Origin of the sequence: Paenibacillus massiliensis 2301065 = DSM 16942, assembly GCF_000377505.1 — a bacterium.
GTDB lineage: Bacteria > Bacillota > Bacilli > Paenibacillales > Paenibacillaceae > Paenibacillus > Paenibacillus massiliensis.
The window spans coordinates 1-14,235 of record NZ_KB898191.1 but is presented as its reverse complement, the minus strand read 5'-3'; the positions used below and the strand labels follow the sequence as shown (position 1 = coordinate 14,235).

Genomic DNA, 14,235 nt, shown 5'->3' with positions numbered 1-14,235 from the left:
CAGATCATACACAGATGACAAGGAGGTTGCTTATGCAACAACTAAGAATCGGCATGATCGGGTACAAATTCATGGGAAAGGCGCACAGCAACGCTTATCGCAGTCTGCCAATGTTTTTCCCGGAGGCCTTATATCCACGGATGTCCGTCATTTGCGGAAGGGATGCAATGGCTGTGCAGCAGGCAGCAGGTCAGTTGGGCTGGGACGAGAGTGTGACCGATTGGAGAGAGCTGGTTGCTCGGGATGACATTGATGTCATTGACATCAACGCCCCCAGTGACGCACACAAGGAGATTGCACTGGCTGCGGCGAAGGCTGGCAAGCATATCTTCTGTGAGAAGCCACTTGCGCTGAATCTGGCGGATTCGCGGGAAATGCTGGAGGCAGCCGAGCAAGCAGGCGTCAAGCACATGGTGGGGTTCAACTATCGGTTCTCACCTGCCGTCAAGCTGGCCAAGAAGCTGGTACAGAGTGGAAGACTCGGCAAGCTGTATCATTTTCGGGCCTGGTTCCTGCAGGACTGGATTCTGGACCCGGAGTTCCCGCTGGTGTGGCGGTTACAGAAGGATGTAGCTGGCTCAGGCTCGCTCGGTGATCTCGGAGCACACCTGATTGATCTGGCCCATGATCTTGTCGGGGATATTGAGGAGGTCGTAGGCATGAGTGAGACCTTCGTGAAGGAAAGACCGCTTGCTAGCGAGATGACAGGCTTGAGTGCTAAGGCTGGACAGAGCAAGGACGCCCCTCGCGGGCCCGTCACAGTCGATGATGCGACATTATTCATGGCTCGATTTGAAAACGGTGTCATCGGTAGCTTCGAGGCGACTCGCTTTGCCGCAGGACACCGATCAACGAATGCGTTCGAGATTAATGGGAGCCTCGGCAGTGTGCGATTTGACTTTGAACGGATGAATGAGCTGGAGGTATACTTTACCTCGGATGACGAGGATGTACAAGGCTTCCGGCGGGTACTGGCGACGGACCCTGCGCATGAGTATGCCAGTAGCTGGTGGCCCCCAGGCCATACGATCGGGTTCGAGCATACCTTCATTCATGAAATGCTGGAGCTGACTTCAGCGATTCGCGAAGGGCGCCAGCCTGAGCCGAACTTCCGGGACGGTGTGAAGTGTCAGGCTGTGCTGGAGGCGGTCGAGAAGTCGGTTGCGGAGAAGCGCTGGGTACGCATTGCTGATATGTAATTGAAGCTTGATCATTCACACCTACTCATCATTCCATATCATCACACGTATTAGATAATGAAGCAGCCCCGATGCTGAATGCAGGGTGGGGTGCGCAAGGAGTCTACTGTCGTTGTAATCTTGGATGCCCATGGCAAGCGGCAGAAGCTGCTGCTACCCATGAGGCGAGGAACTGAATTGATCAAGGGAGGCGGTCTTCATGAAGAAAGCGCTCATTGTGTGGGGAGGCTGGGACGGACACGAACCGGAGAAGGTGGCCAATATATTTGCCCGCATGCTGCGTAAGGAGCAATTCGAGGTTGAGGTGTCTAATACGCTTGAGGCTTTTGCAGATGCAGAGAAGCTGCTGGGATTGGATCTAATCGTACCGGTCTGGACGATGGGTGAGATTGAGCAGGAGCTAGTGAACAACGTGTCTGCAGCCGTGCAGCACGGTACGGGACTTGCAGGCTGCCATGGTGGGATGTGCGATGCATTTCGCAAAAATGTAGATTGGCAGTTCATGACAGGTGGGCAATGGGTTGCTCATCCGGGAAATGACGGCGTGCTCTACACGGTGGAGATCAAGCAGAGCTCAAGTCCCCTGGTGACGGGATTACAGGACTTCACTGTACAGTCAGAGCACTACTACCTGCATGTGGACCCTGCGGTCGAGGTGCTGGCTACGACACGATTCCCCGTGGTGGACGGACCACACCGGCTGAACAAGGCTGTTGATATGCCTGTCGCCTGGACGAAGCGCTGGGGTGTCGGGCGTGTCTATTACAATTCCCTGGGGCATCATGCGGATATCGTGGAGATTGCACAGGTCAAGGAACTAATGCGGCGCGGCTTCCTGTGGGCAGCCGAGGGCAAGGGGCTGACTCAACAGGCAGGCAAGTCGTCCGGAGCCTCTGCTTCAGGCGCATATACAGGCATGGGAGATAGCCAATAACGAGGCGGAGGAGTGCTGGGCTATGGGAAGCGAAGCAAGTAGCAGAAGTAATGATAGTAACAGAAGCAAGCTGAGAGCTGGCATTATCGGCTGCGGCAAGATCAGTGGCATATACATGGAAAATGGCAATAAGTTCAGCTCTATGGAGCTGACGGCTTGTGCAGACCTTGATCTGCAGCGAGCCAGGGAGCAAGCGGAGCGTTATGGCATTGCTAAGGTCTACTCCCCAGACGAGTTACTGGCGGACCCCGAGATCGACCTGATCATTAATCTGACCATTCCTGCCGTGCATGCCGAGATTAATCTCAAGGCATTGGAGGCCGGGAAGCATGTCTATGTGGAGAAGCCGCTAGCCGTGTCGTTGGAGGAAGGACGTCAAGTACTGGACCTGGCTCGTTCGCGTGGTCTTCTCGTCGGCTGTGCTCCAGAAACGTTCATGGGAGCAGGCATTCAGACGGCGCTGCGTCTGATTGAGAGCGGTGCAATCGGGCGTCCTGTGGGTGCCACGGCCTTCATGATGTCAGGTGGCCACGAGGGCTGGCATCCAGACCCGGAATTCTATTATGCGGCAGGCGGCGGGCCGATGTTCGACATGGGTCCATATTATCTGACGGCGCTGGTGCAGCTGCTAGGCCCGATTCGGAGTATTGCCGGAATGACTGGCGCAGCTCTGGAAGAACGGACGATTACCAGCGAGAAGAAGCGCGGGCAAAAGATTCCGGTGGAGATCCCGACACATGTAACGGGGCTACTGCAATTCGAGTCGGGGGCCATCGGCACCATGATTACGAGCTTCGACATCTTCGGAGGCAGCTCACTGCCGCGTATGGAGATCTATGGTACAGAAGGATCACTGGAGGTGCCGGACCCGAATACATTCGGCGGGCCTGTCCGTTATCGCAGACGGGGTGAACGAGAATGGAGCGAGGTACCACTAGTAGAGGGGTACACAGAGAATACGCGTGGTATCGGTCCGGCTGATCTGGCTGCTGCATGGCTGAATAAACGTCCGCATCGGGCCAGCGGCGAGCTGGCATACCATGTGCTGGAGGCGATGTGGGCCTGCCATTATTCCTCGGATCGCCAGGCCTTTTACGAGATGGAGAGCAGCTGTACACGGCCAGCACCGCTGCCTCTGGAACAAGAGCTGTACACGCTGGATTAAATAGAGCATAGGCAATGTACTAACCTTGCAGGGGTTGCTCCTGCAAGGTTTTTTTCTGGATGAGTGTGAGCGAACAGGTGTCCTCACCATGTGAGCAATATGATAAATATTGCACAGTCAATGCTTACATTATAAGCTAAGGATGGAAGATGAAAGAGATCGTAATGACCAAAGGATGAGTGCTGGTGAGAAATGGTAGGCAACGTTTGCGTCTGCAGACAACGATCACGCTGATGGTCTGTTCCGTGTTGGCACTGGTGCTGCTGACAGTCTATGTGATGTTCAACATGAAGATTACCGAGCTAACTCGGGAGGATCTGGAGGAGAAGGCCATTTCAATCGCTCGTACAGTATCGAGGACCCCAACAGTCCAGCAGGTACTGTCGGGGCAAGGGGATGTTGCAGCGATCCAGCCCTTCGCCGAGGAGATTCGTGTACTGAACGGCGTGCAATTTGTTGTGGTCATGAATACGGAAGGAATCAGACTGTCTCACCCGGAGCCTGAGCGAATCGGCAAGCACTTTATGGGTGGGGACGAGGTTGAAGCGTTGAAGGGTAAGGAGCATATATCTATCGCAAAAGGAAGCATGGGGCCTTCGGTTAGGGCCTTTGCCCCCGTCATTGTAGATGGAGAGCTGCTTGGAGCTGTGGCTGTAGGGCTGTCGATGGATGCTGTCAATTCGGCGGTTGCACATAATCGCTGGATTATGTATCTGGGACTTCTGATTGCTGCTGTTCTTGGGATCTCTGGTGCTGTACTGCTGGCTCGTAGACTCAAGCGACTGATGCTTGGAATGGAGCCTGATGAGATTGCGAAGCTGCTGGAGGAGCGAAGCGCAATGCTGCAGTCCGCCAAGGAAGGGATCATTGCTGTTGATTCTGCAGGGACCGTTACGCTGATTAATGCGGAGGCCAAGCGACTGGTAGGTGATGCCAGAGTAGAAGAAGGACAGAATTCTCGTGAGCTCAGCCCACTCTTACGAATGGATCAGGTACTGGATAGCGGGCAGGCTTTGAATGATATGGAGATCGAGCAGGAAGGCCTGACCTTGCTGGTCAATGTCGTTCCTGTCACCGTGCATGGCCGGATTGAGGGCGCTATTGCAACCTTCCGGGACAAGACCGAAATCGATATACTCATGGAGCGACTGTCGGGTGTATCCTTATATGCGGAGGCCTTGCGTGCGCAGACTCATGAATTTATGAACAAGCTTCATGTCATGGTCGGGCTCACACATATGCGCCGTTATGATCGTCTGGAGGAATATCTTAATGGTACGGTGAATCATTTTCAATCTGAGGCGGGAATGCTGGTCAGACAGGTCAAGGATTCAGTTATGGCAGGGTTCCTGCTAGGGAAGCTTAGCCGAGCGCGTGAGACGGGAGCTCAGATGACCATTATGGACGATGGAGTACTGCCGGAATGTGCTGATGAAGAGACCTCACGTGAACTGGTGACTATTGTAGGTAATCTGCTGGAAAATGCGCTTGAGGCTGAAGGTGGCCCAGGAGACAAGGAGATCGCTGTCGGCTTCGTGCATCGGGATCAGGAGCTCGTCGTTACCGTCCGTGATAACGGGACAGGCATCCCGGAGGATATCATCAAGCGGATGTATGAGCAAGGCTTCTCGACGAAGGGACAGGACAGAGGCATTGGCTTGTATCTGGTGATGCGCAGCGTCAAGAAGCTCGGCGGTCGATTGAGCTGTCAGAGCTCAAGATTAACAGGAACGGAATTTCACGTCAGGATTCCGTACAAAGCGAGGGGACAGGGGGAAACATGATTAAAGTGCTAATTGTAGAGGACGACCCGATGGTCGCCGAGATGAATAAATTCTATGTGGAGCAGGTTGAGGGCTTCCAAGCTGAAGATTGGGCGGAATCCGCCGAGCGTGCGCTTGAGCTGCTGGAATCAAGGTCTTATGATCTCATCCTGCTTGATATTTACATGAAAGGAAACAGTGGGCTGGAGCTATTGTCGGATATTCGTGGTCAGGCACTGGCAGCCGACGTGATCGTCATCTCGGCAGCCAGTGACAAGGAGAGTATCCGTCAGGCGCTACGTGGTGGTGCTGTCGATTATCTGATCAAGCCGTTCCAGTTCAACCGTCTGCGTTCGGCGTTGGAGCAGTATCGCGAGCGTTCGATGCTGTTCACCGGCTCAGATACGCTCGCCCAAGCTGAACTGGATTCTCTAACGAAGATCGCCAAGGATACGACCCGAAGTACCCCGTTATCCAAGGGCTTCACGCGGCAGACTCTGCACGCGGTATGGAGAGCCATTGAGGCGACGACTTCCGAATGGTTCACTAGCGAGGAGATCGCCTGTAGCGCTGGAATCTCGCGTGTATCGTCCGGCAAGTATCTTGCGGAGCTACAGGACATGGGGGTGCTGGAGATGGATTTCAGCTATGGAACGGTAGGAAGGCCCGTGCAGAAATACCGCATGACCGCAGAGGGGCCTACGAGGATCAGCAAATACTTGTAAAAGCCCTTGTACATCTCGCAGTTGCTCGGAACACTAAAGGTACAGCAGCTATACAAAGAAGTTATTCAATGATCCCATAGTCACACAATAGAGGGAATAGTCATTTTGATAACGTTTACTTTAATAACTTTAATAATTCATTGATTATTTACATAACAACAAAAGCGCTTACAAAACCGCTATGATGGGGCTGTAGAACATTAAAGGAGGTTCACCCGTCATGCAAAAAGCAATGGAGACTTCGGTAGGCTCCACGGAAGTACCGAAGCAGACAAGCGTATCGTCGGAGTCTTATGTCCGTCCGTTATCCAAAGTGCTTGGCTTCAAGATTGGCGTCATTCCACTACCTATTTACATTCTGCTTGGTATTATTATTTTCGCGGCCGCAGCTCTCGGTCAGCTTCCCAATGATATGATCGGTGGTCTGGCAGTTATTATGATTATGGGCGTACTGCTGAGCTATCTGGGCTTCAACCTGCCTCTGCTGAAAAATATCGGCGGTCCTGCGATACTGTCCCTCATGGTGCCGTCCTTCCTTGTCTTCTGGAACGTCTTGAATCCGCCCATCGTGGATTCGGTGCATACCCTGATGAAGACGTCGAACTTTCTGTACCTCTACATCGCCTGTCTGGTGGCGGGCAGCATTACAGGCATGAATCGTCAGACGCTGATTAGCGGGTTCATCCGTATTTTCATCCCCATGATGGCAGGTACGGCTGCAGCAGTCCTTGTAGGTCTGGGTGTGGGCATGATGTTCGGCTATACGGCGCACCGTACGCTCTTCTACATCATCGTACCGATCATCGGTGGCGGTGTAGGGGAAGGCATTCTGCCGTTATCCATCGCATTCTCACAGATTCTTGGCGGGGAGTCCGGCAGTTACGTGGCCCAGATGATTCCGGCGGCTGTCATCGGCAATGTCTTCGCTATCATCGGTGCAGGTCTGCTTAAGAAAATGGCCGACAAAAATCCTGCCATTACCGGCAACGGTGTTCTGGTGAAGGAGAAGAACGGTCAGAAGCTCGGCGGCAGCAGCTACGATTCGGAAAAAATTGATTTCCCGCTCATGGGAGCAGGTCTGCTGTTCGCTTGCAGCTTGTTCATTACGGGCAGTCTGTTGTCCCCGTTCGTCGGTATTCCAGGTCCGATCCTGATGATCTTCGGTGCGGCTCTGCTCAAAATCTGCAAGCTGCTGCCTTACAAAATCGAGCAAGGTGCCTATCAGCTGTATAAATTCGTATCGGGTACGCTGACCTGGCCGCTTATGGTCGGTCTGGGCATCCTGTACATTCCGCTGGAGGATGTGGCAGCGCTCCTCTCCGTACCTTACGTCATTACTTGTGCTTCCGTTATTGCGGCCATGATTATCACAGGCTATTTTGTCGGCAAATGGGTTCGTATGTACCCGGTAGAAGCAGCGATCGTCACAGGATGTCGCGGCGGATTAGGCGGCACGGGCGACGTAGCGATTCTCTCGGCCTCGGGTCGGATGGAGCTGATGCCGTTCGCACAGATCTCCACGCGGATTGGTGGAGCGCTTACGATTGTGGCAGCTACCCTGCTGATTTCGGTCTGGGGAGGCTAAGGCCTGTCCGCTAGCTAGCATTCTGTATTCAGTTACGGATCTAGGGGCTCAACAGATAGGCAAGGTTGTAAATAGAATTCGATTAATTCATATAACAACGTATTGTTTGCAGTAAATGAATACTTGTACGTAATGATTGTTTGTATTGTGTTCAATGATTGTTGAGATTAAATGATTATGACATTACATGACCAAGGGGTCGACTGTGCAAGTGTCATTCATTTCATTAGGTAGTTATTATTTTGGAGGCGATTAAGATGAGTCAGGTATTGGATAATACCCATCAGTTCTCATTGCGAGTACAGTACGGAAGCGGAAGCAACTATATGGCGGACTTGATTCATATCGTAGAGAGTTATCATGGAACCGTAGTCGTCGCACACATGGAGGACCCGAAGGAAGACGATCTCGCGCAAGCGGAGGTTCGAATCGAAGTAGAGCATGTCGAGGATCGTGTGCTGATCGAGAAAGCCGTCTCCCAACTGCGTGGGGGGGATGTAGTAGAGCAATTGCTGGAGATTATGCAGCTGCATGACGGTGGGAAGCTGGAGACCACACTGAAGCATCCGATCCGCAACAAAGAGGATCTGTCTAAGGTGTACACCCCTGGTGTGGCCAAGGTATGCCAGGCGATTGCGAAGGACCAGGGCAAGGCATACCAATTAACGACAAAGCGAAATACGGTAGCTGTCGTCACGGATGGTACAGCCGTGTTGGGACTCGGGGATATTGGGCCTCGCGCAGCCATGCCTGTCATGGAAGGGAAAGCAGCCTTGTTCAAGCAGTTCGCGGGTGTGGACGCTGTACCGATCTGCCTTGACACGAAGAATACAGAAGAGATTATTGCCATTGTAAAAGCACTCGCTCCTACGTTCGGTGGCATTAATCTGGAGGATATCTCCTCACCCCGTTGCTTCGAGATTGAAGCTCGTCTAAGAGCAGAGTTGGACATTCCTGTCTTCCATGATGACCAGCATGGTACAGCAATCGTCGTGCTCGCAGGTCTGCTGAATGCACTTAAGGTGTGCAGCAAGTCCATTGGTGAAGCGAAGATCGTTGTGAACGGTATCGGTGCAGCCGGCATCTCCGTCTCCAAAATGCTCCTGCGAGCAGGGGCGGTGAATCTGATCGGCGTGGATCGGGAAGGCGCGATTAACCGTGCGACGAATTACGATAAGCCACATTGGAGCGAGTTCGCAGAGCTGACCAATCCGAACAATGAGCAGGGTGTGCTGTCCGAGGTCATCAAGGGAGCAGACGTATTCGTGGGCGTATCCGCACCGAATGTACTTACCGTCGAGGATCTCAAGAACATGGCTGCTGATCCGATTGTATTTGCAATGGCGAATCCGATGCCCGAGATTGATCCAGCGCTGGCAGCTCCCTATGTGAAAGTCATGGCGACTGGCCGTTCCGATTACCCGAACCAGATCAATAACGTGCTGTGCTTCCCAGGCATTTTCCGTGGGGCGCTCGATTGTGAGGCTAGTGATATTAACGACGAGATGAAGCTGGCTGTAGCCGAGGCGATCTCTTCGGTCATCGAGCCCTCTGAGCTGCGCGAGGATTACATTATCCCGGATGCCTTTGACCCAAGGGTGGTAGAGCGAATCCGGCTTGCTGTAGCCAAGGCGGCCATAGATAGCGGCGTCGCGCGCAGGAATGTGCTGGAGCAGGTGAACTAAGAGAGTACTGGGCATAGAAGCAATAGAGCACACAGAAGTAAAAGATGGAAAGTTTATAACGGATTAAGTAGAAGATGCAAATGATGCAATGGATTAAGTAGATGTTGTAGAAGAAATAGAATCAATGAAGAAATAGAAGCGTAGTTGCTGGAGAGAACAGCGGATCAGAGAAAGAACCTTCGTGCCACTTTTGCATTGACCATGAAGGTTCTTTTTGTAAATGTAGCAAGAAAATTACGATCAAGTGCATTATGAAGTGAACTATGGATAACCTCAAGAAGAAGCATTAACAAGTACTAAAATAAGCATTAACAGCAGTATGAAGCTTTAAAAAGGATTGAGTTACAAGTGAATACTTAAATTTTGTGATATATTTCACTTTCGTTGCCGAATGAACAGTTACACATCTTCGTTTATGTGCCAGCGTGCTTCGTACCGAAGGCTACAGAAATTAAGGGCGAATAGGCACAGGTATAGATATCGAGGACGTATAGCTCTCAGACCGAACACTGATTGAGCACTGATTGAGCACTGATTGAGCACTGATTGAGCACTGATTGAACACAAGCCTATTATGAATCCTGCATGTAAAAAAATCTAGCTATTCCCCGCACACATACTTCTCGATCGTACTGCGCACTGCACCAGGGCCGGCGAGCATCTCATGGAACATCCCCTCAATCTTGTCACCCAGCCCAATCTCATATAGTGGGACACCGAATAGCCTTTCATCCGCAAGCAGGCGGCGAACCTCGGAGGTCTGATCACCTAGCTTCGTATGCTGTAAGTATCCCTGTAGCGTATCCATTAGCGGGTCAGGACTGAGCGTGAAGGGGACTCCATGATCATCTACTCCAAGCAAATAGCGGCACCAGATCGCAATAGTCAAGGGAATTGCCGTCAGATCTCCGGGATCGAGTCCTGCGGTGTCCACATAGGATTTTAACGTTTTGCCAAAGCGAATGCTCATCTTCTGTGAAGTATCGGTGGCAATCCGCTGCGGTGTATCCGGGATATAAGGATTAGCGAAGCGTTCCTGCAGCACCTCGTCAATGAATGTCGTAGGCTGAATAATGCCAGGGTCAACGACAACAGGCAGCCCTTCCTTGTAGCCAATGGTCTCGATCAGACGACGCAAGGCTGGGTCCTTCATAGTATCGGCAATAAGCTGATAGCCTAACAGACACCCGGAGAGAGCGAGAGCGGTATGCAGCGGATTGAGACAGGTTGTGACCTTCATCGTCTCTACCTGATCCACCGTATCCCGGTCCGTGAAGATGATGCCCGCCTTCTCCAGAGCGGGTCGTCCGTTCGTGAACTTGTCTTCAATGACCAGATACTCACTAACCTCCGCATTGACGAAGGGGGCAGTATACGTATGCTTGGAGGTGACGATCAGCTCCATGTCGGCTATGCCCAGCTTCTGCAGAGCAGCCTGCACCTCCAAGGAGGGCCTTGGAGTAATCTTATCAATCATGGTGAGAGGGAACGTGATGTTCCCCTCATCCTCCAGATAGTCCATGAAGCCTTTCTCCACCAGACCTCGGGTAGCCCATTCCTTGGCAATAGTGGTCATGCTGGCCTTTAACAGATCACCGTTATGTGAGCAATTATCCATGCTGACAAAGGTCATGGGATACTGGCCCTTCAGGTAGCGCCGATACGCCAGGGAGGTGGCAATGCTCATCACATGCAGCGGCTGCTGAGGCCCCTTCGTCATATCCTGCTCCACGACAGGCAGATACTTGCCGTCAGGTCCCGTTAGGGAGTAGCCCTTCTCTGTAATGGTGAAGCTGGCCATCTGCAGACTCGGATTCTCGAATACTTCAATCAGGCGATGATAGTCGTCAGGGCGACTTGCCTCTGTTACTAGCCCCTCGACGATGCTTGCCACCACACGCTTCTGAAATCTTCCGTCTGCCCGCATCAGCACGAGCAGCGTAAGACTGTCATACGGCTTATAGCCCTTATCAATGACTTCAAAGTCAAAGGTCTCCACGGCAATAATCCCTGTATCCGCTTGCAAGTTATTCAGCAGCTGTTGCTGTGCATTAGCGACCAGTCCCCGAAAAATATTGCCTGCACCGAAATGTACCCACTGCGGCTTGACCCTTGTATTGTGGGCGACAAGCTCCAAATCAAAGGTCGGCAATTCGATGCCTGCTGCTTCCCAGCCTGACGTGTCTAATAAGCCTTTCCGGTTAAGCTGAAGCATTCAGCTCACTCCTTTGCCTTGCGAGAGACTATCCCATACGCCCAGCAGGTACATGATGCCAAGTGCCCGATCGTACAAGCCGTAGCCTGGTCGGCAATTCTGCTCTTCTCCCCATAGATGTCTACCGTGATCCGGGCGCACATATCCCTGATAGCCGCTCTCATGATAGGCTCTGACCACTTCTGGCACATCGACACTGCCATCCTGTCCACGATGAGAGACTTCGATGAAGTCGCCATTTTCAAATACTTTTACATTACGGATATGTGCAAAATGAATACGCTCGTGGAATTCCCGAATCATCGCTGGCAAGTCATTCTCAGGATTGGTACCGAGCGAGCCTGTGCAGAAGGTCAGGCCGTTATACGGACTGTCTACGGCATCCAGAATTCGCTGAATGGTCTCCCGACTGCGGACGATTCGCGGCAAGCCGAAGATAGGCCATGCCGGATCGTCAGGATGAATTGCCATTTTAATGTCCACTTCCTCACATACCGGGATGATCCGCTCCAGAAAATACTTCAGATTCTCAAATAGCTTGTCTTCATTGACATCTGCATAAGCTGCGAACAGATCATCAAGCTTGGCGAGCCGCTCCGGCTCCCAGCCTGGCATGGTGAACTTCCCGGCTCCCTTGAGGATACGGTCGACCATCTGGCGAGGATTATCCGTAATGGCAGCCTTTTCATAAAAGAGGGCGTTAGACCCGTCAGGCAGTTCCTTGTACAGCTCGGTTCTAGTCCAGTCGAAGACAGGCATGAAGTTATAGCAAATAACTTTGACGCCGACTGTGGCGAGCTTGCGAATGGTGTCGATATAAATATCAATGTACTGATCGCGGGAGGGGAGGCCGATCTTGATATCATCATGGACGTTCACACTCTCAACGACCGCCGTGCTGAAGCCCTTGCTCGTGATCTGATCCGCTACCTCCTGAATGCGTTCCATTTCCCATACTTCCCCGGCTACCTTATCATGCAAAGACCAGACAATGCCCATCACGCCCGGAATCTGCCGGATATGATCGAGTGTAATGTTGTCATTGCCTTCCCCATACCATCTCCAGGTCATATTCATAACAATACCCTCCCTGATTGTAGTGGATTACATATGCATCATTCATCTTGTATACAAGATCGAGTCGATCATATATGATAGGAATTGTTCTTGTCAATGATATTTCGAGAGAGCCATCTCTGTAAAATACTCTATAATAAAAGAATTCATACAGTGAAGGCAGGAATGACATGTTCACGAAGGAAGAAATTAAGCAGATGCTCAAGAATGATATCCTATCACTGGCCCTGAAGCCGGGGACGCTGCTCAGTGAGACTACCTTGTCTGAGCGCTTCCAGCTGTCGAGAACCCCTCTGCGCGACGTGCTGAAGCAGCTTGCGCTCGAGTCCTATATTGATATTTATCCGAAGAAGGGGAATATCGTCTCCTATATTGATCTCGAGTCCGTGGAGCACATGATTTATTTAAGAAGCGCATTGGAAAAAGAAATCATGAAGGAGCTGTCCACACAGCTCTCGTTAAGCGATACTCAAAGGCTGAGTCGCATTCTGGATCAGCAGCGTGCAGTGATTGAGGAGGCAGATGCGACGGATGCATTTCTGCAGCTGGATGATGAGTTCCATCAGACCATGTTCCAGATCGCGGGCCGGGAATATCTGTGGCAGCTGATTCAGCAGGCGAACGTTCACTATATCCGATATCGTAAGCTGCATATGCTGGAGTCGGGCAAGCTGATGGACATCTGGCACGAGCACCAGACTATGCTGGAGTGTATGGTGAACAAAGATACCTCCCGCATAGATGATCTCGTTCATCATCATCTCCGCGAGGATATCCATTCGTTAGATTTTTTGCGCCAGTTCGCGGATTATATTAAGAAATAGAATTTGGGTGTGGCGGTGTAAGTATAAGTGTATGTGCATTTGAATGGAATGAAGCTTGGGGGCTACTGTGCGAAAGCTCGCTTCGAGAGGGAGAGTTGAGCAGGGGGAGAACAGTCCTAACCTAACACAGTGGAGGTGGAGTAACTTTGTGATTGAATAATAGCCAGTGTTCAAATAATAGGTTGAGTTCTCGTTCTTGTATACAAGTGGTGTTGAGGATAGCGTTTGGGGAGATTAAAAGGTAGCTAACACTCAGGGAGTGGAGTCAATTCCCGAACAGCACAAAAAGACTTAGAGGTTAAGGCCTTCGTTTATTCATTATTAAAGATGAGCTTGGTCTCATTGGTCCTTGTCAGCGGAATAGACGAGCCACAGTCCAAGGATCAGGAGCAGAAGCGGGATGATGAACCACCAGAATTCAATATTGAAGATGCTATACCGAAAAGCCCCACTGTTGATATCAGCAGACCGCTCTACGGACTTCAAGGCGGAGATCAGGAATCCAGTACACATAATCATGACAGCCGATAGGATCGAGGTGCATCCAAGGAATAATTTTCGCATATGTCTAGCCTCCTATTTGAAACTAAACCTGACTGTATTCACACGTGAAATACGTGGGTTAACATCTTGGTATTACCATATGTTGCATTTGTTGAAACACGGATTGCATAATTTAACAACGACGAGGTGCTGTACTGCGTAAGGGGCGGAAGAAGAGATGTTGTAATAAAGGGATACATACGGATTTGAAATGATTGTAACCTGCTCAGAAAGCAGGTTTTTTTGTTATGGCTTTAGCCAGTTGAGTGCGTGAAGCGCGCGAAACAAAAAACCACCCGCTATGCGGGTGGAGGGATTGAGGGTTTGACCACCATGACCATTCCAATAAAATTGAGATGTTCAGGCTCAAAAGAGAGGAATGGTCATCAATGGCAACCAAGAGCTACAGCCTAGCTCACACAAAATGGATGTGCAAATACCATATTGTGTTCACCCCGAAGTATAGACGGAAAGAAATCTATAATCAAGTGAGAAGAGATTTAATTGAAATCTTCAAACG

General features: G+C 51.2%; 12 protein-coding genes. 9 read left to right on the top strand and 3 right to left on the bottom strand.

From position 1 onward, the window contains the following. The first annotated feature begins 32 nt into the window (after positions 1 to 32). The 7 genes from D328_RS0114680 (at position 33) to D328_RS0114650 (ending at position 9,056) form a co-directional block, all read left to right on the top strand. Positions 33 to 1,199 (top strand): Gfo/Idh/MocA family protein, encoded by a 1,167-nt coding sequence (locus D328_RS0114680; RefSeq protein ID WP_018885776.1) that lies wholly within the window; start codon positions 33 to 35, stop codon positions 1,197 to 1,199. Between the two features lie 199 nt (positions 1,200 to 1,398). Further along, on the top strand, positions 1,399 to 2,133 hold the full coding sequence (locus D328_RS0114675; RefSeq protein WP_018885775.1) for a ThuA domain-containing protein: 735 nt from the start codon (positions 1,399 to 1,401) through the stop codon (positions 2,131 to 2,133). Between the two features lie 22 nt (positions 2,134 to 2,155). Next, positions 2,156 to 3,298: a Gfo/Idh/MocA family protein gene (locus D328_RS0114670; protein ID WP_018885774.1), complete on the top strand. Its 1,143-nt coding sequence runs from the start codon at positions 2,156 to 2,158 to the stop codon at positions 3,296 to 3,298. 185 nt (positions 3,299 to 3,483) lie between these two features. Then, the gene (dcuS, locus tag D328_RS0114665; RefSeq protein ID WP_018885773.1) at positions 3,484 to 5,082 is read left to right on the top strand and encodes a DcuS/MalK family sensor histidine kinase; all 1,599 of its coding nucleotides are present in this window, start codon (positions 3,484 to 3,486) and stop codon (positions 5,080 to 5,082) included. Further along, complete coding sequence (locus tag D328_RS0114660) at positions 5,079 to 5,786, top strand: response regulator (protein WP_018885772.1); 708 nt, start codon at positions 5,079 to 5,081, stop codon at positions 5,784 to 5,786. The genes dcuS and D328_RS0114660 overlap by 4 nt, the downstream gene beginning before the upstream one ends. 220 nt (positions 5,787 to 6,006) lie before the next feature. Beyond that, positions 6,007 to 7,371: a 2-hydroxycarboxylate transporter family protein gene (locus D328_RS0114655; RefSeq protein ID WP_018885771.1), complete on the top strand. Its 1,365-nt coding sequence runs from the start codon at positions 6,007 to 6,009 to the stop codon at positions 7,369 to 7,371. A gap of 257 nt (positions 7,372 to 7,628) precedes the next feature. Continuing rightward, positions 7,629 to 9,056, top strand: a complete 1,428-nt coding sequence (locus tag D328_RS0114650) for an NAD(P)-dependent malic enzyme (protein ID WP_018885770.1) — start codon at positions 7,629 to 7,631, stop codon at positions 9,054 to 9,056. Between the two features lie 601 nt (positions 9,057 to 9,657). Here D328_RS0114650 and D328_RS0114645 read toward each other — a convergent pair. Both D328_RS0114645 and uxuA read right to left on the bottom strand, forming a co-directional pair. Continuing rightward, complete coding sequence (locus D328_RS0114645; protein WP_018885769.1) at positions 9,658 to 11,271, bottom strand: mannitol dehydrogenase family protein; 1,614 nt, start codon at positions 11,269 to 11,271, stop codon at positions 9,658 to 9,660. After that, positions 11,272 to 12,348, bottom strand: coding sequence for a mannonate dehydratase (uxuA, locus tag D328_RS0114640; RefSeq protein WP_018885768.1), 1,077 nt, complete (start codon positions 12,346 to 12,348; stop codon positions 11,272 to 11,274). A 170-nt stretch (positions 12,349 to 12,518) separates the two neighbouring features. Here uxuA and D328_RS0114635 point away from each other — a divergent pair, with 170 nt between their 5' ends. Further along, positions 12,519 to 13,172: a GntR family transcriptional regulator gene (locus D328_RS0114635; RefSeq protein WP_018885767.1), complete on the top strand. Its 654-nt coding sequence runs from the start codon at positions 12,519 to 12,521 to the stop codon at positions 13,170 to 13,172. Between the two features lie 339 nt (positions 13,173 to 13,511). Here the strand turns inward: D328_RS0114635 and D328_RS0114630 are convergent, their stop codons facing one another. After that, the gene (locus D328_RS0114630; RefSeq protein ID WP_018885766.1) at positions 13,512 to 13,736 is read right to left on the bottom strand and encodes a hypothetical protein; all 225 of its coding nucleotides are present in this window, start codon (positions 13,734 to 13,736) and stop codon (positions 13,512 to 13,514) included. Positions 13,737 to 14,104: 368 nt separating this feature from the next. On the opposite strand from D328_RS0114630, the gene D328_RS0114625 reads away from it, so the two are divergent. Beyond that, a partial coding sequence (locus D328_RS0114625) for a transposase (RefSeq protein ID WP_018885765.1) occupies positions 14,105 to 14,235 on the top strand: 131 nt, incomplete at its 3' end.